The organism is Brevibacillus sp. SYP-B805 (genome assembly GCF_011059135.1).
Classification (GTDB): domain Bacteria; phylum Bacillota; class Bacilli; order Brevibacillales; family Brevibacillaceae; genus Brevibacillus_F.
On record NZ_JAALGD010000017.1, the window covers coordinates 63218 to 82689 of the forward strand.

The following is a 19472-nucleotide window of genomic DNA, read 5'->3' on the forward strand; positions in this document are numbered from 1 at the left end:
TCCTCCTAGGTCAATTTTGCGAGCACCCATTTGCGGATATCCTTCGCGGCGGGGGCCAGTTTCTTTTCGTTTGCTTCCTTTTGCAGCGGCATCCCTTGATTGACGGCAGCCTGGACGCCCCGGCGGTCCCGGCAGATCTCGGCCGCGATGGGCACCGCGATCAATCCCTTGATGTCGGCAGCCGACAATTCGCTCTCCCGGTCCACCTGATTGATCACCACCTCCAGCCGCCCGGTCGTGTCGATGCGCAGCCGCCGGAACAAATTTTCCACCAGCCGGTAGATCTGCACCGACGGCGTATCCAGATTCATCACATAGTAAATCAGGTCCGATTCTTCCAGGGCCGTATAGGTAAGCTCGTTCATATGCGTCGGCAAATCCACGATCACAAAGTCATAGCTGCGGCGGCTGGCCCGGATCAACCGGCTGACAAACTCTTCGGAGATGGTTTCGGCCGTCTCCGCGTCGCGCGGACTGAGCAGCACTTCCAGCTTGGAATGAATCTCGCGCTGCACGACGTTGCGGATGTGGTTTTCGTTCATCTCATGCATGACGGGCAAAAGATCGGCCAGCGTCCGGTTGTGGTCGAGCGATAAAAAGGTTTCCACGCCGCCATACTGCAGATTCAGGTCAATCAGCAGCACGCGCGCGGTTGATTCCAGCTTCAAGGCTTGCGCAAAACCGGTCGCCAGCTGCGTGCGACCGCTTCCTCCCTTTCCGCTGTAAAAGGAATAGACTTTTCCCCTTCCGCGCACAAAGGCCTGACCGGAGACGGCGGTTCCCTTTCTGCGCTGCTGCTGGTGCATCAGCTCCGCTATTTTCTCCAGACGGTCGCTGAGCAGGGCAAGCTCGTCGGGCATCAGGATGTACTCAACGGCCCCCGCCCGGACAACGTCTCTCAGCAGGACAAAATCCTGCTTCTCCGTCAAAAAGATGATGATGCCCTCTGGCAGCTCGTTTTGAATGTATTGCACCAGTTCCACGCCGGAACCGTCTTCGGGCTGCAGGAGCAGGACGACATCCGGGGCAATCCGGTCGATCTCCTTCTTCACTTCACGCGACGTGGTGAACCGTACATGCTCGTAATGGGCGAGCGATGGCTGCAGCAGTTCCTTTACGGATTCGTAATCGGCGACAACGAGTATTTTGGTCTCCATGCTATCGTTTGCCCTCCGTGCCTGATTGCTGTGGGGCGCCTTGGGATTGAGCCGGGGGTTTGGCCGGGGAAGGCGGTCTGGCCGGCTGGTTGTCCGGCTTGGCCTTCGGGACGGTTTGCCCGGCTGACCCGCTGCCGTTGGCGGATCGGTCGGCAGGCGCTCCCGTTTCTTCCCGTTCCGTCTCCTTGAACGGCTCGGGAATGCCAAGCTCTCCCTTGCCTACGTTCGCCTTCAGGATGCGAATAATGTCGGCGTAATGCTGCTGGTGAATGAACTTGGGCACCTCTTCAAACGGCAGTTCCAGCGCCACGCCTTTAAACTCGTCGCCGGACCTGGCCACCATCGCGACGGGGACGTCTTTCATGAACACTTCGGTTACCGGCTGCCCGTTCACTTCGTGCGAAACGATGATGTCCACACGGTCAAGCGCCTCCAGTTCCTGGTCAAACCTGACGTTTCCCGAGGCGAACACCGTGACGAGGCGGTGATTCTGATCCCTGACGATCGTCGCCGGCTTGATCATGTTTTTGGTGATGATGTCCCCCGCCGACAACGGGACGACCGTCACCTGGTTCTGCAAGCTCATCTTGTCGGTGATGTACGATTGATCAACGAATTTTTTCGGAATCTGCTTCGCGCGTACCTGGTCGGGCTGAATCAGCGAGCGGGACGGGATATCCGTGTTTGCCACGTAGATGTCCACCATCTCGCCCAGCTGGGCGTTCACATCCCTGATCTTTTGCAGCACCAGGAAGCCGGCCGTAACGGCAAGCAGAAAGGATAAGGCAAGAAAGATGATTGCTCTTCTCTTCGATTCCAGCATCAGATGATTCCCTCTCCACGCTTGAAATGGTTACCTCCCCAGAAAAACGAACAGCATAGAAAACTCGGTGATTGCCGAGCCTCTGGCGATGGCAGAGCCGTAGTTGCACTTGTACTATCATCCTTAAAAATTTAATAAATTCTGATAGTAAAACAACAGAGTTGCTCCCCCGGCGATGAATGGAGCCATGGGAACCTCGATCCCGCTTCCCTTCCCCCGCGTCAATCTGCTCGCGAGCCACACGGGGATGGCGAACAGGCCTGCCAGCAGATAGGTGAACAGCATGACGTACAACCCCGCCTGCCAACCGACGGCGGCACCTACCAGCGCGAACAGCTTGACGTCTCCTCCGCCCAGCTGCCCCCTGCTTGCCACCGCCATGAGCAGAGCCAGTCCCCCTGTGACGATCGCGCCCAGCGCATACCCGAACCATTGCTCCGGCTGGGCGATGGCGTGAACCAAGAGAAAGTAGGCAATCCCCGGCAGTGTGAGCCAATCGTGGATCAGGCGGCGGCGAAGGTCGGTGTACACGGCAACCGCCATGACGAGGAAAAACGGGATGGCCACAAATACGGAAAACAAACCAATTCCCCCCTTGCCGCCTTTCCAGAATGGGAGGCAGGTGCAGCCGGAAACCAATAAAGCGGTTGATCAGTCATGCCATGCATTCCTTCAAAAGGTAACCGCCGTACCTCTGACGCCATGCTCCATGGTGCGCAACGGTTTTTCACTGCTGCCCATGAAAGCTCATCCAACATTCATCCTAATGCTCTTGCTCTTCAAGCTGTCTGACATTCGTGTTGGGATTATGAAGTAAAATGATGAGGGGGATATGTTGGGGGGAGGAAAATTTATCCTTGAACGATTCAAAATTACCAACTTGTTGAACTTGTGTAAACAGATTTTGCCAAAAATGGTTCTGTCGATACAGATCGTCTGTCGCACGATAGTCACATTGTATGATTTTCTTTTGTTTGCGTTCTTTTGGAATCCAACAATTAGGAAAAAAGCACCTTTTCTCTCTGTTTCTTCCTTCCTAGCCACAGCAATTACACGGAAACACCCGATGTTGAGCCCTCGCCCGGTGAATCGTCCCGGAGCGGACAATAATTGCGATCTTGCAGGTTGGGTATCAGAGTGAGCAGCAGCAAACGCTTTGAAAAAAAGCTGCCGATTTTATCGACAGCCAGAAGGGAGACCATTTCTTCCCGCCTGTTTTTTCATCCGCTGCCGCAGCACCTGGATCGCCCGGAAATGAATGATTTTGACAGCCGCTTCCGACTTGCCCATCTCTGCGGCGATCTCCAGCATGCTCATGTCGGACAGATAGCGCAGAACGATCACCCTGTACTGATCCGGCGTCAGGTTTTTCACATGCCGCCACACCGTCCCGTGCTCCTCTTTTCGCATCAACCGGGTTTCCGGACACTCTCCTTCCTGTACGGCAAACGAGAGGAGCCGCTCTGTCTCCGCCGGAATCTCCCGTTGTTTGCGTAGGTAATCGACCAGCGTGTTGCGGGCGATCGCGTACAGCCAGGCGCCGAACGGATAGGCGCCGTTGTATTGTTCCAACTTGGAGAATGCTTTGACAAAAACGGTCGTGGTCAGATCCTCCACATCCCAGGCATTGCCCATGCGGTTGCGGAAGTAATTCATGATCTTTGCGGCGTATTCCCGATAGATTTGATCATACGTCCGTACGGCGTTCATTCTCTTCTCCCATATATTTTCCATTTTTATCATACATTGTAAACCATTTGCCGCCCAGATGTCATCGAGGAATATTTGCTCATTTTTGCCTTTTTGCAAGAGAGCCCCGCCGACACCAGCAAGGACCCTCAGCCTTTCTTCGTCACTCAAGCGCTATTAAGAACTTTCCGAAATGCAAAAAAGAGCACAGGATATGTGCTCTTTGCAGTGTGCCGACAAAGTCGGTCGATCATGGGTAATGGTTCCTGCTCGCTCTCTTGACGACCCGCGAGGAAGTGGGCTTTTGTCCGCTCCGAAACGCGACGCGGGCAGGGGGCTCAACATCCGGGCGTCTCAGCGAAGTGAGACTCACGCCCCCTGTGACCCCGCGTCTTTGTTTCTCCGCTGAGTCGGTCGTCAAAGGAGCTCGCCTGGCCCCATTCCTCCATGCCCCAAACAGAAGTTTGTCTTCAGTCTGAAAAGATGTGCTCTTTGCGAATTACAGCAGCCCCAACCGTTTGAAAATCGTATCCACATGCTTCAAGTGATAGCGGTAATCGAAGCACTCATCCAGCTCTGCCGGCGTCAGCAGCGACTTCACCGTTTCGTCCTCCCCGATGATCTCACGGAAGGAGCGCTGTTCCTCCCACGCCTGCATCGCGCGGGGCTGTACGGTGTCGTACGCCTTTTCGCGGCTCAGGCCTTTATCGATCAGCTTCAGCAGCACCTGCTGCGAGTAGATCAGCCCGAACGTCCGGTCCATGTTGCGCTTCATGTTTTCCGGGAACACCGTCAGGTTCTTCACGATGTTCATGAAGCGGCGCAGCATGTAGTTCAAAAGCTGGGTCGCATCGGGCAGGATCACCCGCTCCACGGAGGAGTGGGAGATATCGCGCTCATGCCAAAGCGGCACGTTTTCGTAGGCGGACAGCATATGGCCGCGAATCACGCGGGAGAGGCCGGAGATATTCTCGCAGCCGATCGGATTCCGTTTGTGCGGCATGGCGGACGACCCTTTCTGCCCTTTGGCAAACGGCTCTTCCACTTCGCGCATCTCACTTTTTTGCAGGGCGCGAATTTCCGTCGCGAACTTGTCGAGCGATGTGGCGATCAGGGCCAGCGTCGCCATGTAGTGAGCGTGGCGATCGCGCTGCAGCGTCTGCGTGGAGATTGGCGCAGGAGTCAGCCCCAGCTTTTCGCACACGTACGCTTCCACAAACGGGTCAATGTTGGCGTATGTCCCGACCGCCCCGGAGATTTTGCCGACGGCCACCTGTTTCTTGGCGTCGCGGAAACGCTCCAGGTTGCGCTTCATTTCTTCGTACCAGAGGGCAAGCTTCAGGCCGAACGTGGTCGGTTCCGCGTGAACGCCGTGCGTCCGGCCCATCATTACGGTATCCTTGTGTTCCCGGGCTTTTTCCGCGAGAATCTCCAGAAAATCCTCCAGGTCCTTCTCCAGGATCTCATTGGCCTGGCGCAGCAGATAGGAGAGCGCCGTATCCACCACATCGGTGGATGTGAGGCCGTAATGCACCCATTTTTTCTCTTCCCCCAGCGTCTCGGAGACCGCCCGGGTGAACGCCACGACATCGTGCCGCGTCTCTTCTTCGATCTCATAGATACGCTTGATGTCAAAGCCTGCGCGCTCCCGCAGCTTCCGCACATCCTCCTCCGGGATGACCCCGAGCTTGGACCATGCTTCACAGGCGAGAAGCTCCACTTCCAGCCAGGCTTTGAACTTGTTTTCTTCCGTCCAGATGGCGCGCATCTCCGGCCGCGAATAACGTTCGATCATCGTTGGTTTCCCTCCGCTATGTTCCAGATTTGCAGGCTGTCAATCAGGGCCAGCGCTTCTTCCACCGTATCGGCCAGCACGTTCAGATGGCCCATTTTCCGCTTCGTCTTGCTTTCGTGCTTTCCGTACAGATGCAGCTTGGCCGTGGGCGGCAGTTCCCCCGCCTTTGCCAGGACCGGCTCCAGATGCTCGCCCAGGATGTTCACCATCACGACCGGCGAAAGGAGCCGCGTGGAGCCGAGTGGCAGGTTGCAGATCGCCCGCACATGCTGCTCAAACTGGGAGGTGACGCATGCCTCCATCGTATAGTGTCCCGAATTGTGCGGCCGGGGAGCCAGTTCATTCACGTAGAGCTCTCCGTCCGCCGTCAGAAACATCTCGACGGCGATCAGCCCGACGACGCCCAGTTTCTCGGCGATCCGCGCCGCCATCTCTCCCGCCTTCGCCCGAACCGCCTCCCCGATGCGCGCCGGCACGATGGACAGGTTCAGGATATTGTCCACATGCACGTTTTCCGCCGCGGGGAAGGTCATCAGCTCTCCGGAGAGGCTGCGGGCGGCGATCACGGAGAGCTCCTTCACAAACGGAATGTATTTCTCCACGATCAATTCCGCTCCCGTTTGGGACAGCTCCGCATACGCATCTCCCAGCTCTTCCCGGCGGCGCAGCACCCGCTGTCCCTTGCCGTCGTAGCCGCCGGTCGCCGTTTTCATGACGGCGGGCAGGCCGAGCTCTTCGATCGCCTGTTCCAGATCGGCCAAGCTTTCGACCGCGCGAAATGGCGCAACGGGGATGCCAAGATCCCGGATGGCCGTTTTTTCCCGGATGCGGTGCTGCGTGATGCGCAGCAGCCGGCTTCCCTGCGGCACAAACGATTTCGTCTCCAGCACCTCCGCCACGGCGGCATCCACATTTTCGAATTCATAGGTGATGACATCGCTCTCGGCGGCGAGCTGCAGGGCTCCCGCCACATCATCATACCCGGCCGTGATCTGCTTGTCCGCCGCTTGGCCACAAGGGGAATCCGGGGTAGGGTCCATCGTCACGAAGCGATACCCCATCGCCCGGCCGGCCAATGCGATCATCCGGCCCAACTGGCCGCCGCCGAGGATTCCGATCGTCGCACCCGGCTTTACCACCTGTTCGCTTCTCATGCCAGGTCACTGTCCTTCAGCACGTTTTCCCGAATGGCATCGCGTCTCGCGACAAAACGCTCCTGAATGTCCGGGTATTTGATGCCGAGGATTTGGGCGGCAAGGAGGCCTGCATTGATCGCTCCCGCCCTGCCGATGGCGACGGTCGCCACGGGAACACCCCCCGGCATCTGCACGATTGACAACAGCGAGTCCAGGCCGTTCAGCGAGGATGATTTCACCGGAACGCCGATCACCGGCAGCTCCGTCTTGGCCGCCACCATGCCGGGCAGGTGAGCCGCTCCACCCGCGCCGGCGATAATCACTTCCAGCCCTCTTGCCTTCGCTGTCTCTGCATATTGAAACATCAAGTCAGGCGTCCGATGCGCCGACACAACCTTCTTTTCATAAGGGATCTGCAGCTCGTCCAGGATGAGACACGCTTCTTTCATGGTTTCCCAATCGGACGTGCTTCCCATGATGACCCCGACCAAGGGTGCTGACATTGTTTTTCCCCCTTGTACCTTGTTTGCATACTCAGTGTAACAGGGGGGAGTTTCACTGTCAACAAAAAGACGAACATTAGTTCATTTTCTTATTTTTAATATTCGTATTTTGCTAGTAAGGAAAGAAAATCGCATGCTCCTTTCCTTTTTCCAGCCAGGCATTTGCCTCCGCTTCCTTCTCCGACCGCAGCTTCAGCCAGAAGTCAACATACGGCGAGGCATCCGCCCCGGCCGCTGCGGTCAGCGCGTTGACCACAGCCTTCCCGCTTCCCTGCCCGTACATATGGCTCAGCACATACTGCCTGAGCGCCTGGTGGAGCCGTCTCTCCCCCCACGCTTCCCGCAGGTTCCACAGCATCGTCGCGGGCCGCGCATAGACCAGATCGCCGTAGCTGGCCCAATCGGGGAAACGCTCCAGCGGCTGCCACGCCGAGATTCCCTTGCCGATGTATTTGTCAGCCCCCAGGGCTCTTGCCTTGCGAAACCGGACATAGCTGCCGCCCAGCTCAGGATCGTAGCTGTTCAGAAAGGCCATCGTTGCGTAATCGGTCAAGCCTTCATCCACCCATGCCTCGCGCACCTCGTCGCTCCCCACCAGGCCGTAAAACCACTGGTGCGCCGTCTCATGGGCCACCACGACGGAAGCCTGTTCCACCTGTTCTTCAAAGAAGTTCTCCTGAACAAAGACAATGCTCGGGTATTCCATGCCTCCGAAAAAGCCGCCCGTCTTCACAACATCATACTCCGCATAGGGGTAGTCGCCGAATTCCCCGCTGTAGTAGCGGATTGCCTGCACGGCTGTTTCGTGCAGACGCTTCACCTGCTCCTCGGGATCGCCTTGCTGCCACCAGGTTCTCACCAGCACGTTTCCCGCCCTGGAGGATTGAACCCGATAGGTCTCGTCCATCACCACCAGAGCAAAATCCCGAACATTGCTCGCATCGATCTCATACCGCTTCACGCCCTGGGGCTGCGTCTGCGTCACCACCGCCCGGCTTTCCGTGCCGGTGGTAGCCAGCTGATACCCGGCAGGCACCGCTGCCTTCAGATGGTATTCCGCCACGTCGCTGTAGAATGGATCTCCTACTGGATAATAGGGATCAAGACGCCAGCCGTTCGCTTCTTTCACAGCCAGGATCGGCAGCCAGTTGCCCAACCACATGGCGTGATCATTGTAGGAGAGGCGCCCGTTGTTGTGCGGCACGGTCAGCTCGAACGTCATCTCCACCGTGCTGGCGCCATCCCGGGAAACCGGCCTCCCCAGCGGCACTTCCAGAATCGTCCCGTCTTCTCCCCCATGCATCAACGGTACCTTATGTCCGTCCACCTTCACATCCCGGATGGCGATATTCCCCGGCTGCCGATCCTTGCCCAGCAGATACACCCAGTTCTCTCCCTTCAGCCTGGCGTCATCCTGAAACACATTGGGATAAAGGTGGAAATAGGCTTTCTCCCTGTCCGGCGGCACAAAGCGGACGCTGACGGTGCCCCTCACCCGATGATTCTTGGGATCAAGCTCGACGTCTGCCGTATAGGTGACAGGCAACATTCGCTGCTGTACGGCTCCATTCGCCGTTTTGCCCGGAGCGTTCACAGGCATCCCTTCATGGGTCAGGGTCATTCCCAGAAAAAGCACCACCGCCAAACCGGCAGCCGTCAACATCCGCTTCATCCGCATGCCTCCGCAATCGTTCTGTTAATGAGTATGTTTCCAAAATTTACTTCTATGCTTTCGATAAGGGGATGCAAACTCCTTCTCCGCAAGAAAGCCGGCCGCTCTTCGATTCTACCGATCCATCGCTCTTGAAAATCACCCCATGCGAAACTTCTTTCGGTAATACCAGTTGAAGCCGATGATCAGCGGAACGATGACCACGGTCGGCAAAAACCACAGCAGCGGGTGAACGGACGAGACGTCCAGCAGGCGGGGCGCCCCGAAGACAGCAAAGGCTGTGATGGTCGCAATGCAGCACCCCATCATGCTTGACAGATGTTCAAAAAACCAGCCCATCTTCGTCTTGGGCGGAGTCAGCCAGTAGCGCAACTGGTTGAAGCCCAGGCCGACCCCGATCAGCGGAAACCAGGCGATCAAAGGGAAATGGCGGACAAACCCGTAAGCGGAAACGGCGATTCCACCCCCGAAAAGAAGAAGGGAAAAGAACAGGTCAAGCTTGCGGGTATGGATCCCCGTTCTCGTTTTGTAACGCAGGACCCGAATCCCGTACCACGCGGAAGCGGCGCTCAGGATGGCGATGAAGATCAGGAACAGGGAGAAATCCTGCCGTTCGGCGTCAGCCTGCGGGTCGAAAAAGATGCGGTACGTTCCCATCACCCAAGCGGAGACGGCCACAACGGCCATGGCCCAGATGTAGACCCACCCCACCCGCGTGTGAAGGGGGCTCCCTTTTTTGGTCACGATGGGAATCCAGAAAATGAGCAATGCCGTAAAACCCGCCGCGATATGCATATATCTGGCCCATTCAAACAACATGCTTTCCTCTCCCCGGAAAGAGTATTTACCATACCATTACGCATCGGTTCGGATAGAATTTCATGGGAAACCGGCATGTCAGCCTCCCGATTTTCAATTTCTTACAGTTTACCATCTCCAACCCCCGAACGGCAGCCGCATCTTGGCGCATCAGGGCCTTCGTTCAAGCAAAAAAGCTGCCCCGGATGAGGGCAGCTTCTAGTTCGCCAGCGTTTTCTTGATCCTATTCGCGCAGCCAGATGAAGTAAGCCAGGAAAACGAAGAACAACACGTACATCACCGGATGAACATCGCGGCCCTGACCTTTGAACAGCTTGGTGATCGGGTAGACGATGAACCCCGCCGCGATGCCGGACGCGATGCTGAAGGTGAGCGGCATCATCAGAACCGTAAGGAATGCCGGCAGCGCTTCTTCCATCTGGTCCCAGGCCACGTTTTTCATATGGGCGGCCATCAGCACGCCGACGATGATCAGCGCGGGGGCGGTTACCGCCGGCGTCACGATCGACAGGATCGGCGAGATAAACAGGGACAGCAGGAAGAGAATGCCCGTGACAACGGAAGCGAAGCCGGAACGGCCGCCCGCCGCCACGCCCGCCGCCGATTCGATGTAGCTGGTGGTGGTCGATGTACCGAGGATGGACCCGCACAGACCGGCGATCGCATCCGACGCCAGCGCACTGCCGGGACGCGGCAGTTTGCCGTCTTTCAGCAGACCGGCCTGGTTCGCCACGCCCAGCAGCGTGCCGGTTGCATCGAAGAAGTCAACGAACAGGAAGGTAAAGATCACGATCAGCATTTTCATGCTGAACAGCGTCGAGAAATCGGTCAGGTACGGGAATGCTGCCCCAAAGGTGGGAGCCAGGCTCGGCGGCAGCGAGAAGATTTGGGTCGGCAGGTTGACCAATCCAAAGATCATCCCCACCACAGCCGTGATCACCATGCCGAAGAAGATGGCGGCATTCACTTTCCGGGACATCAGGATCGCGGTCACGACAAGACCGAATACAGCGAGCAGGGCATTTTTCGCAGCCAAAATCTCTTCCGGCTTCATGCCTTCATGGAAGCTGAGATGACCCAGCCCGACAAAGGTAGCCGGGTTGGCAACGATGATCCCCGCATTTTTCAACCCGATAAACGCGATAAACAGACCGATACCGGCGGATGTCGCGTATTTCAAGCCTTGCGGAATGGAGTTGACGATCGCCTCGCGCACGCCGGTGAGCGACAGGATCAGGAAGATCGAACAAGAGACGAAGACACCGGCCAGCGCTTGCTGCCACGGAATCCCCATCGTCAGCACGACGGTAAAGGTGAAGAAGGCATTCAATCCCATCCCAGGCGCCTGCGCAATCGGCAGACGGCCCACGAAAGCCATCACCAGCGTACCGATGGCTGCTGCCAGGGCGGTTGCCGTAAAGACGGCGTCAAACGGCGGATAGTGACCGGCCTTCACATCGGCCGGCAGATCGGCGCCGCTCAGCATGAACGGATTGACCGCCAGGATATACGCCATAGCCAAAAAAGTGGTGATGCCCGCGATGATTTCGCGGCGGTAGTTGGTGCCAAGCTTGTCAAACTCGAAATAATTTCGCACCGTAATTCCCTCCAGCATGTTCTTTCCGAAAAGAAAAGGTCGAGGGTGTACAACTGCCTCGACTCCAACAAGAACGTTCGGGAATACACGAATAATCACAGAAAAGTGCCTGACACTTCCCCTGTACCGTTCCGTTCGTAGCCGGGTCATTTGCGGTAACCCTGTAGAGACTCCCGAGCCATATTCCCGGGATTATACGAACACTTTTCTCTCGGTTGGTTACATGGAGAAGTGTAGCAAGATTTGGCTAGGCTGTCAACGAAAATCCGAACGTTATAAATATGTTATCAAAAATTATCCGGAAATTTTATTCCCATTCAATCGTCGCGGGCGGCTTTGATGTGATGTCGTACACGACGCGATTCACATTCTCCACCTCGTTGACGATTCTGGTCGATATTTTCTCCAAAACTTCCCACGGTATGCGTGCCCAATCGGCGGTCATGCCGTCAATGGAAGTAACGGCGCGGATGCCCACCGTGTACGAGTAGGTGCGCACATCCCCCATCACGCCTACGCTCTTCATGTCCGGCAGCGCGGTAAAGTACTGCCAGATCTCCCGGTCAAGTCCGGCCTTGGCGATCTCTTCACGCAGGATGGCATCGGATTCCCGCACAATGTGCAGCTTCTCTTCCGTTACCTCGCCCAGCACCCGAATCGCCAGGCCCGGGCCGGGGAACGGCTGACGCCACACGATTTCATCCGGCAGTCCGAGCTCGGTTCCCAGCTTGCGCACCTCGTCTTTGAACAAGGTTTTGAGCGGCTCGATCAGTTTGAACCGCATGTCTTCCGGCAGCCCCCCTACGTTGTGGTGCGACTTGATGGTATGGGCCGTAGCCGTGCCGCTTTCCACGATATCGGTATAGAGCGTCCCCTGGGCGAGAAAATCGACATCCGTCAATTTGGCCGCCTCTTCGTCAAACACATAGATGAACTCGTTGCCGATGATTTTCCGCTTACGCTCCGGATCGGAGACGCCGCGCAGCTTGTCCAGGAACCGCTGGCGCGCATCGATTTTGATCACGCGCATGGCGAACTTGTTGGCAAACGTCTCCATGACGCTCTCCGCTTCCCCTTTGCGCAGAAGCCCGTGATCCACGAACATGCAGGTCAGCTGATCGCCGATGGCGCGGTGAATCAAGGCCGCCACCACGGAGGAGTCCACTCCGCCGCTCAAGGCGCACAGCACCTTCTTGTCACCGACGGTTTCACGGATGCGGGCGATCTCATCCTCGATGAAGGTGCTCATGCTCCATTCGCCCTTGCAGCCACAAATCTGGAAGAGAAAGTTGGCGAGAAACTCGTTGCCTTTCACCGTATGGCGCACTTCCGGATGAAACTGTACGCCGTACCAGTGGCGCTCCGGATGGCTGATGGCCGCCACCGGACACGCATCGCTCACCGCATCGACGCGGAACCCTTCCGGCAGCTCCACCACTTTATCGGAGTGGCTCATCCAGACCACTTCGTTCTCCTCCCAGTTTTCATACAAGGGATGCTTCCGCTGCAGGCGAATCTCCGCCTTGCCGTATTCGCGCACCCCGGCGCGTTCCACTTTTCCCTTCAGCAGATGCGTCATCAGCTGCATGCCGTAGCAAATGCCCAAGATCGGCACGCCCAGCTCGAACACCGCCGGGTCAACCTGCGGCGCTCCCTCTTCATACACGCTGGCAGGCCCGCCGGAAAAGATGATCCCCTTTGGCGCAAGCTCCTTCAGCTTGGCGACAGGGGTATTGTAGGGCAAAAGCTCGCTGTAAACGCCCAAATCCCGTACGCGGCGCGCGATCAGTTGATTGTACTGTCCACCGAAATCCAATACGACAACCATTTCCATCGGCTTGTCCATGCGTATCCTCCTCACTATGCGCGTACGCCATGCTCATAAAAAAAAGGGACTGTCCCCTCATAAATGCACGTGGAGACAGAGACCCCGTTTTTTGTACGGTGCGTACACATCCGCAGTCTTCTCCTCGTAGTCGCCCGATTTACGGTCGGGCGGTAGAAACTTTCAGGCCGTATCCCTGAGATTATACGAGCGATAAGATCCATTGATGGACATTCTAGCAGAGTGCGGCGAAATGTTCAAGGTTTCAGTTGCTGGGACAGCTGTTCCATCAGTTTGTTGGCGATGCCGCGCGCCTTCTCTTCGATCTCTTTGTAGCCATAATGCACACGCTCAAACAATTGTGTCAGGTAGAACAGATCCTGCCGTTTGTCGCTGGGAATGGTAAGCCGTCTCACATACTCGCGCAGCGTCTCCCCGGGCTTGCGGGGGGCCACTGTCTTTTCAAACAGCGTCAGCAGCACCTGATATTTTTGCGGGAACTGCTGTTCCTGATAGGTGGACATCTTCCGCCGCAGCCACCAGATAAACAGCTGGCGCCGTTTTCGCCAGGCGGCAAGCGCTCCCACCGCCGGAATCAACAGGAAGATGGCAACCGCCTGCCAAGAAATCCCGCCGCTCTCCCCTGTGTTGAAACGCTCCGCCTCCAGCTCTTCCAACCGGCCGTCTCCGCGGTCGATGGGCGTTTGGGCAGCCGGCGTCTGGAGATCAGGCATCTGCTGCTGTTGGGTAGACAGATCGTAGTTCACACGGACAGGGGACGGGAAGGAACTGGTGGGTTCAAACGGAATCCAGCCGTAGCCGGGGAAATACACCTCCACCCACGAATGGGCATCCTTGTTGCGGACTTCCATAATCATGTGTCCCTGCGGATCTTCGCCGACGTCATGGCCGCTGGCGAAGCCTTTTACCCACCGTGTCGGAATCCCGATCGTCCGCAGCATGACCGCCATCGCCGAGGAGAAATGGTCGCAATATCCCCGGTAGCTTTCAAACAGAAACTGGTCTACGAAATCCTGCCCATTTTCCGGGATCGGCACGTCTTCCGTCTCGTATTTGTAGTCGCCGTTTCGCAGGAAGCTTTCGACTGCCCGCGCTTTTTCGTACGGCGACTTGGCGTCTTTGGTCACCTTCTCGGTCAGCTGTTTGATGCGGGGCGGCAGGTTGGCCGGAAGCTGCAGGTAACGGCGCTTGATCTCTTCCGGATAATCCGTGCCCGCACTCACCATCTTCTTCTCGCTCAGAATCGGCACTTCTGCCTGGACCACGTAATGATGCAATTTCATCAGCTGCGTGTTCGGCACCAGATAGGGCTGCCGCGTGCGCTCCGACGGGGTCGACGGGAACATCTGGATCTTGCCGCCGCGCACCTCCAGATTGCCAAACTCCCGGTCGTACATCAGCGTGGCGTTCTCCGGTTCATACTGTAAGAGACGCTTGATCTGGCCGGGATAAAAGACGATCGGGAACTGCTCCCCTCTGAACTGCAGGACAGCCGTCACGTCCTTGGTCTCCAGCCCGTGAAACTGCTGCTCGCTCCAGGTGTACTCCTTGGGCTCCAGGATCGGTTCATGCTCCCGATCCCCCTTTTGCCAGCCCTCGCCGGTATAAATGTCCTTGGCATCGCCCCGCCAATATGTTTTTTCATTGGTGATCGCGATGAATACCAGGTGGTCGTCCTGGATGAACGGCCCCCCGAGGCGGCTGTCGTTGTTATCGTACCCCACTTTTTTCGGGTATCCAGTCCCTACGGCATTCTTGCTGGTCAGAAAGGCGATCGGATCCGGCCAGCTGGCGTCCTGCTTGGGTGCCGCGTACGCCACCCCCACCGTGAGCGTGATGATCATCACGGGGGCCAGCAGCGAATTCCCGTAGGAGAGGCGGCTGCGGTTGGAGGCGGACATCCATTTTTCCAGCGCGGACATATGGAGGACGGCCAGCAGCAAAAAACCGACGGCAAGCGTGCGGATAATGGCACCGTCCGCTTCATACGGCAGGAAGGTATCCAGCGTGGCCAGATACACTTCGCTCAGGAAAACGAACCACAGCCCCTGCCGCTGCTCCAGCACCAGATACGACAGCAGCGAAACCAGGACCAACAGCATCAGATAAAACAGCGCATTGCGGGAAACCGGCGACATCTCCACCCAGTTTTGCTGTTGCATCAGGGGAATATCGTGCTGAATCCGCACGTATACTTCCTTCAGCCATTCGATGTCCCAAAACGGCGTGACAAAGTAATGGGCGTGCAACAGCCACAGGACGCCGGCCAGTTTGACCAGAAACGTGAGCAGCCGCCAACGCCCCAGCAAATCAAGCAGCAGGACGCCGCCCACGATGATCATAAACGGCGTCAGATCGGAGGTGTCCGTCAGCGCCGTCAACGGCAGCAGCCACTCGCGCAGGAGCAGAAAAAGAAACAAAGCGGCCACCCAATCCAGCACCTTGGTTTGCCGCAAAAATCGTATCGCCATGCTTCTTCAGGCACCTCCGATCCGTCTCAACTCTTCGTACTCCGCCGGATGCACGGATTTGCACACGACCTTGTGCACCGCCAGCATGTGCAGCGTCTGTTTTACTTCTGCCGGCAGGGATGGAGCGGCGTGGACATAAAAGAGATGGACGCTGCGCCCGGAATGGGCCAGCTCCAGAAGCCGCTTCACCACCTGTGTTTGCAGGGACGGCGTGATGACAGTCAGCGTCGTTCCTTGCGAGTACTCCAATGCCTCCCGTCCCAGCAGCCGGGAGAAGGGCTCCTCCCCTTCCGGCATCACCCGCGCCAACTGGTCAAATACCCGGAAAAAATGGGCGTGCGAATGGGCCGGCGGTATATGAATGCGCTCTTTTTGGCGCGTGATCAATCCGTAATGGTAGCTGCGCTGATTGGCATAATTCACCAGGCTTGCCGTCAGGCTGACCGCCATCTCAAAGAGCTGGGCATCTTCCGGTTGGTAATGGCTTTTTTCCAGGTCAAGAAAAAAGATCACCTGGTTCATCGCCTGATGCTCGAATTCCTTGGTCTTCAGTCCCTGCCCCCGCGCGGATGCACGCCAGTGGATCTGGCTGAGGCGGTCTCCCCGATGGTAATCCCGTACGCCCCGCACGGCCGCCACATCGTCGGAACGCCGGTGGGCAACCTGAATGTTGCCGCTCATGTTGCCGTCCCCTGTCGGCCAGTGGGTAATCTGCCGGTAGGAGGGATAGACCAGAAATCCGTTATGCAGCGGGAAGGTTTTGGAGAGCTGGAAAAATCCGAAAAAATCCCCGCCGCTGACGACGCAGTCCTTCAACTCGTAATATCCCCGCGGCAGGGAAGGGATGAGATACTTGATCTCCACTTCCCGCTTGAACCAGGGATAGATGATCTGCCGGTGCGGATGATAGTATCCCGCAATCTTGTCCGGCAGGGGTTCCACCACCATGTTCCATCCCAGCGGAAACCAGATTGTCCGGCGCAGCCGCAGGGTCACGATCAGGTCTTCCCCGTCTCGCAGGCGGTCTCTGTCGATCTCCCGGGAAACCTGCAGCGTGGCAAACATCAGCCAATAGGCAAGCGCCTGGTAGCAGAAAAAGACCAGGCTGCTGTAAAACAGGAACCAGCTGGCAAACCCGCCCTGGAACTTGGCGAACAGGTAGGTGATGACCAGCAGCCCCATGATTTTCGTTTTTCCGTATTTTTGCTGTTTCATGATGGGGACACCGCCTTAGCCGATCGGGACGCGTGTTTCCGCCAATACGCCGGCCACCAGGCGCTCGATGGTTGCTCCCTCCAACCGCGCCTCCGGCTTCAGGATAATCCGGTGCTGGAAGGTGACCGGAACGAGCTCCTTCACATCATCCGGGATGACGAAATCCCTGCCTCTGACGAACGCCAACGCCTGAGCCGCCCGGTACAGGGCGAGCGCGCCCCGCGGGGAGACGCCCAGGTAGACGTTGAGATGCTCCCTTGTTTTTTGGCACAGGCGGACGATATATTCCTTGATGCTTTCGCTTACTTTGACCGCCGCCACCTGGTGCTGCAGGGCGTACAGCTCTTCCGCCGTAATCACCGGCTCGAGCTTGTCGAGCGGATTGTCGCTCGTAAAACGGGTGAGAATCTTCATCTCCTCTTCCAGGGTCGGATAGCCCAGGTGCAGTTGCAGCAAAAACCGGTCCAACTGCGCCTCCGGCAGCGGGAATGTGCCTTCATACTCGAGCGGGTTTTGCGTGGCCATGACAAAGAACGGTTCGTTCAAGCGATACGTCACCCCGTCCACCGTCACGGAATGCTCTTCCATCGCCTCCAACAGGGCGGACTGCGTCTTGGGCGAGGTGCGGTTAATCTCGTCCGCCAGGATCACATTGGCAAAAATCGGCCCCGGCCGGAATTCAAATTCCATGGTTTTCTGGTTGAATATCGACACGCCGGTCACATCGGTCGGCAGCAAGTCCGGGGTAAACTGCAGGCGTTTGAAGCTGCCGCCGATCGAACGCGCCAATGAACGGACAAGCAGCGTTTTCCCCACCCCCGGGACATCTTCCAACAGGACATGTCCCCTGGCCAACAGGGCAACGATGCTTAAATCGATGGTCTGCTTTTTCCCGACGAGCACTTTTTCCATATTGCCGATCAGTTTCTCGATGGCTTGATGCGGATGGTCCAGTTTAATGACATTCATCTTTATCCATCTCCTGTTCCAGTGTGACCCTTTCTTCGGTCTTCTGACACCTTTTCATGGAAACTTACCATTATTATCATGATTAGCTCTATAAGCTACCTTACCGGAAACGTTTGAACAGTGACAAGAAAAAATTGTTAATATTTGTGAAATTTTAAGGAGGGGATTTCGACCCGCAGTCTCATTGTGGCAAAAAACCGCGCGTATGTCAAAAAGAGCAGGGAATTCCCTGCTCTCTGTCTGTGATGGCGTGCCCTGAGAGATTCGAACTCCCGACCTTTTGATTCGTAGTCAAACGCTCTATCCGGCTGAGCTAAGGGCACATGTGACGGTTACGCGATCAACAGCGGGCTGCGGTCCGTCAAATACAAAAGGTCTGCCACTGCTGAGCAAACCTCCCCACACATCCGACTCGCTATGGTGCGGGTGAAGGGACTTGAACCCCCACGGTTGCCCGCCAGAACCTAAATCTGGTGCGTCTGCCAATTCCGCCACACCCGCAAATATAAAAAAATGGTGAGCCATGAAGGACTCGAACCTTCGACCCTCTGATTAAAAGTCAGATGCTCTACCAACTGAGCTAATGGCTCATCCTGAAAATGGCTGGGGCACTAGGATTCGAACCTAGGAATGACGGAGTCAAAGTCCGTTGCCTTACCGCTTGGCTATGCCCCAAGTTCATGGTGCCGGCGATAGGAATCGAACCCACAACCCCCTGATTACAAGTCAGGTGCTCTACCAATTGAGCTACACCGGCAGCTGTTTCATACAGATGCATGGTGGTTCGGGACGGAATCGAACCGCCGACACGAGGATTTTCAGTCCTCTGCTCTACCGACTGAGCTACCGAACCAAAATGGCGGAGCTGACGGGACTCGAACCCGCGACCTCCGGTGTGACAGACCGGCGTGAACTCCAGCTTCACCACAGCTCCAGATTTGGTTGCGGGAGCAGGATTTGAACCTGCGACCTTCGGGTTATGAGCCCGACGAGCTACCGGACTGCTCCATCCCGCGACGATGTCCATGCACGGACAAGTGTCGGCGCTGCCAACAGGACGCTGGCGCTTTACCGACCGCCATGGATGACACTGCTTTCAGCTGTCCATCCCGGCAAATTGTAACATGGTGGAGGCTGACGGGATCGAACCGCCGACCCTCTGCTTGTAAGGCAGATGCTCTCCCAGCTGAGCTAAGCCTCCATACGAAACCCCACAAAGCCCTTCGAAGCGCATTCGATTCCTTTGTGGGGAATGCGATTCATGAGATGGTGACCCGTAGGGGATTCGAACCCCTGTATGACAGCGTGAAAGGCTGCTGTGTTAAACCACTTCACCAACGGGCCATTTTTTCAGACATAATGGTGCGGTCGGCGAGACTCGAACTCGCACGGGTCGCCCCGCCACCCCCTCAAGATGGTGTGTCTGCCAATTCCACCACGACCGCAAGTCAGTTTGGTAGCGGTGGAGGGGATCGAACCCCCGACCTTTCGGGTATGAACCGAACGCTCTAGCCAGCTGAGCTACACCGCCACGATGATGAAGTTAAATGGAGGTAATGGCGGAGAGTGAGGGATTCGAACCCTCGCTACGCTTGCGCATACTAACGGTTTAGCAAACCGTCCCCTTCGGCCTCTTGGGTAACTCTCCGCTATATGGCTCCTCGGGAGGGACTCGAACCCCCGACCGATCGGTTAACAGCCGATTGCTCTACCGACTGAGCTACCGAGGAATACGTGAAGGTTTGCCCCTTCAAAACTGGATACGCAAGATTCTTGCTGA

Annotated in this window: 14 protein-coding genes, 14 tRNA genes and 2 riboswitches; all 28 genes read right to left on the minus strand. The window is 56.9% G+C overall.

Annotated elements, in window-relative coordinates:
• Positions 1 to 5 precede the first annotated feature (5 nt).
• Positions 6 to 1157, minus strand: coding sequence for a CpaE/TadZ family protein (locus tag G3578_RS17955; protein WP_165214498.1), 1152 nt, complete (start codon positions 1155 to 1157; stop codon positions 6 to 8).
• 1 nt (position 1158) lies between these two features.
• Positions 1159 to 1980: a Flp pilus assembly protein CpaB gene (gene cpaB, locus G3578_RS17960; RefSeq protein ID WP_165214501.1), complete on the minus strand. Its 822-nt coding sequence runs from the start codon at positions 1978 to 1980 to the stop codon at positions 1159 to 1161.
• A gap of 123 nt (positions 1981 to 2103) precedes the next feature.
• Positions 2104 to 2562, minus strand: a complete 459-nt coding sequence (locus tag G3578_RS17965; protein ID WP_241254700.1) for a prepilin peptidase — start codon at positions 2560 to 2562, stop codon at positions 2104 to 2106.
• A gap of 594 nt (positions 2563 to 3156) precedes the next feature.
• Positions 3157 to 3690: an RNA polymerase sigma factor gene (locus G3578_RS17970; protein WP_165214503.1), complete on the minus strand. Its 534-nt coding sequence runs from the start codon at positions 3688 to 3690 to the stop codon at positions 3157 to 3159.
• Positions 3691 to 4168: 478 nt separating this feature from the next.
• Positions 4169 to 5464: an adenylosuccinate lyase gene (gene purB / locus G3578_RS17975; RefSeq protein WP_165214506.1), complete on the minus strand. Its 1296-nt coding sequence runs from the start codon at positions 5462 to 5464 to the stop codon at positions 4169 to 4171.
• Complete coding sequence (gene purK / locus G3578_RS17980; RefSeq protein ID WP_165214508.1) at positions 5461 to 6618, minus strand: 5-(carboxyamino)imidazole ribonucleotide synthase; 1158 nt, start codon at positions 6616 to 6618, stop codon at positions 5461 to 5463. The genes purB and purK overlap by 4 nt, the downstream gene beginning before the upstream one ends.
• The gene (gene purE, locus G3578_RS17985) at positions 6615 to 7103 is read right to left on the minus strand and encodes a 5-(carboxyamino)imidazole ribonucleotide mutase (protein ID WP_165214511.1); all 489 of its coding nucleotides are present in this window, start codon (positions 7101 to 7103) and stop codon (positions 6615 to 6617) included. The genes purK and purE overlap by 4 nt, the downstream gene beginning before the upstream one ends.
• A 112-nt stretch (positions 7104 to 7215) precedes the next feature.
• On the minus strand, positions 7216 to 8775 hold the full coding sequence (locus tag G3578_RS17990; protein WP_165214513.1) for a M1 family metallopeptidase: 1560 nt from the start codon (positions 8773 to 8775) through the stop codon (positions 7216 to 7218).
• A 138-nt stretch (positions 8776 to 8913) separates the two neighbouring features.
• Complete coding sequence (locus tag G3578_RS17995; protein ID WP_165214515.1) at positions 8914 to 9594, minus strand: DUF2306 domain-containing protein; 681 nt, start codon at positions 9592 to 9594, stop codon at positions 8914 to 8916.
• Positions 9595 to 9817: 223 nt separating this feature from the next.
• Positions 9818 to 11191 (minus strand): solute carrier family 23 protein, encoded by a 1374-nt coding sequence (locus G3578_RS18000; protein WP_165214517.1) that lies wholly within the window; start codon positions 11189 to 11191, stop codon positions 9818 to 9820.
• A 118-nt stretch (positions 11192 to 11309) separates the two neighbouring features.
• Positions 11310 to 11411, minus strand: a riboswitch (purine riboswitch).
• A gap of 87 nt (positions 11412 to 11498) precedes the next feature.
• On the minus strand, positions 11499 to 13037 hold the full coding sequence (gene guaA / locus G3578_RS18005) for a glutamine-hydrolyzing GMP synthase (protein WP_165214519.1): 1539 nt from the start codon (positions 13035 to 13037) through the stop codon (positions 11499 to 11501).
• 107 nt (positions 13038 to 13144) lie between these two features.
• Positions 13145 to 13246, minus strand: a riboswitch (purine riboswitch).
• A 27-nt stretch (positions 13247 to 13273) separates the two neighbouring features.
• On the minus strand, positions 13274 to 15508 hold the full coding sequence (locus G3578_RS18010; protein ID WP_165214521.1) for a DUF4129 domain-containing transglutaminase family protein: 2235 nt from the start codon (positions 15506 to 15508) through the stop codon (positions 13274 to 13276).
• Between the two features lie 6 nt (positions 15509 to 15514).
• Positions 15515 to 16723: a DUF58 domain-containing protein gene (locus G3578_RS18015; protein ID WP_165214523.1), complete on the minus strand. Its 1209-nt coding sequence runs from the start codon at positions 16721 to 16723 to the stop codon at positions 15515 to 15517.
• 15 nt (positions 16724 to 16738) lie between these two features.
• Complete coding sequence (locus G3578_RS18020; RefSeq protein WP_165214525.1) at positions 16739 to 17692, minus strand: AAA family ATPase; 954 nt, start codon at positions 17690 to 17692, stop codon at positions 16739 to 16741.
• 246 nt (positions 17693 to 17938) lie between these two features.
• Positions 17939 to 18015: transfer RNA gene (locus G3578_RS18025), tRNA-Arg, on the minus strand.
• A 95-nt stretch (positions 18016 to 18110) separates the two neighbouring features.
• Positions 18111 to 18193, minus strand: a tRNA-Leu gene (locus G3578_RS18030).
• A 13-nt stretch (positions 18194 to 18206) separates the two neighbouring features.
• Positions 18207 to 18282 (minus strand) — tRNA-Lys (locus G3578_RS18035).
• 10 nt (positions 18283 to 18292) lie between these two features.
• A tRNA-Gln gene (locus G3578_RS18040) sits at positions 18293 to 18367 on the minus strand.
• Positions 18368 to 18373: 6 nt separating this feature from the next.
• Positions 18374 to 18449: transfer RNA gene (locus tag G3578_RS18045), tRNA-Thr, on the minus strand.
• A gap of 20 nt (positions 18450 to 18469) precedes the next feature.
• Positions 18470 to 18545 (minus strand) — tRNA-Phe (locus G3578_RS18050).
• Between the two features lie 4 nt (positions 18546 to 18549).
• A tRNA-Asp gene (locus G3578_RS18055) sits at positions 18550 to 18626 on the minus strand.
• A 5-nt stretch (positions 18627 to 18631) separates the two neighbouring features.
• Positions 18632 to 18708 (minus strand) — tRNA-Met (locus G3578_RS18060).
• 109 nt (positions 18709 to 18817) lie between these two features.
• A tRNA-Val gene (locus tag G3578_RS18065) sits at positions 18818 to 18893 on the minus strand.
• 66 nt (positions 18894 to 18959) lie between these two features.
• Positions 18960 to 19036: transfer RNA gene (locus G3578_RS18070), tRNA-Glu, on the minus strand.
• A gap of 16 nt (positions 19037 to 19052) precedes the next feature.
• Positions 19053 to 19137 (minus strand) — tRNA-Leu (locus G3578_RS18075).
• Positions 19138 to 19146: 9 nt separating this feature from the next.
• Positions 19147 to 19223 (minus strand) — tRNA-Met (locus G3578_RS18080).
• A 26-nt stretch (positions 19224 to 19249) separates the two neighbouring features.
• Positions 19250 to 19340: transfer RNA gene (locus G3578_RS18085), tRNA-Ser, on the minus strand.
• Between the two features lie 6 nt (positions 19341 to 19346).
• A tRNA-Asn gene (locus G3578_RS18090) sits at positions 19347 to 19422 on the minus strand.
• Between the last annotated feature and the right edge of the window lie 50 nt (positions 19423 to 19472).

What these genes read in the sequence shown, in the direction of transcription:
- G3578_RS17955 (WP_165214498.1), bottom strand. Translation starts at nt 1,157, where the DNA reads ATGGAGACCAAAATACTCGTTGTCGCCGATTACGAATCCGTAAAGGAA.
- cpaB (WP_165214501.1), bottom strand. Translation starts at nt 1,980, where the DNA reads ATGCTGGAATCGAAGAGAAGAGCAATCATCTTTCTTGCCTTATCCTTT.
- G3578_RS17970 (WP_165214503.1), bottom strand. Translation starts at nt 3,690, where the DNA reads ATGAACGCCGTACGGACGTATGATCAAATCTATCGGGAATACGCCGCA.
- purB (WP_165214506.1), bottom strand. Translation starts at nt 5,464, where the DNA reads ATGATCGAACGTTATTCGCGGCCGGAGATGCGCGCCATCTGGACGGAA.
- purK (WP_165214508.1), bottom strand. Translation starts at nt 6,618, where the DNA reads ATGAGAAGCGAACAGGTGGTAAAGCCGGGTGCGACGATCGGAATCCTC.
- purE (WP_165214511.1), bottom strand. Translation starts at nt 7,103, where the DNA reads ATGTCAGCACCCTTGGTCGGGGTCATCATGGGAAGCACGTCCGATTGG.
- G3578_RS17990 (WP_165214513.1), bottom strand. Translation starts at nt 8,775, where the DNA reads ATGAAGCGGATGTTGACGGCTGCCGGTTTGGCGGTGGTGCTTTTTCTG.
- G3578_RS17995 (WP_165214515.1), bottom strand. Translation starts at nt 9,594, where the DNA reads ATGTTGTTTGAATGGGCCAGATATATGCATATCGCGGCGGGTTTTACG.
- guaA (WP_165214519.1), bottom strand. Translation starts at nt 13,037, where the DNA reads ATGGACAAGCCGATGGAAATGGTTGTCGTATTGGATTTCGGTGGACAG.
- G3578_RS18010 (WP_165214521.1), bottom strand. Translation starts at nt 15,508, where the DNA reads ATGGCGATACGATTTTTGCGGCAAACCAAGGTGCTGGATTGGGTGGCC.
- G3578_RS18015 (WP_165214523.1), bottom strand. Translation starts at nt 16,723, where the DNA reads ATGAAACAGCAAAAATACGGAAAAACGAAAATCATGGGGCTGCTGGTC.
- G3578_RS18020 (WP_165214525.1), bottom strand. Translation starts at nt 17,692, where the DNA reads ATGAATGTCATTAAACTGGACCATCCGCATCAAGCCATCGAGAAACTG.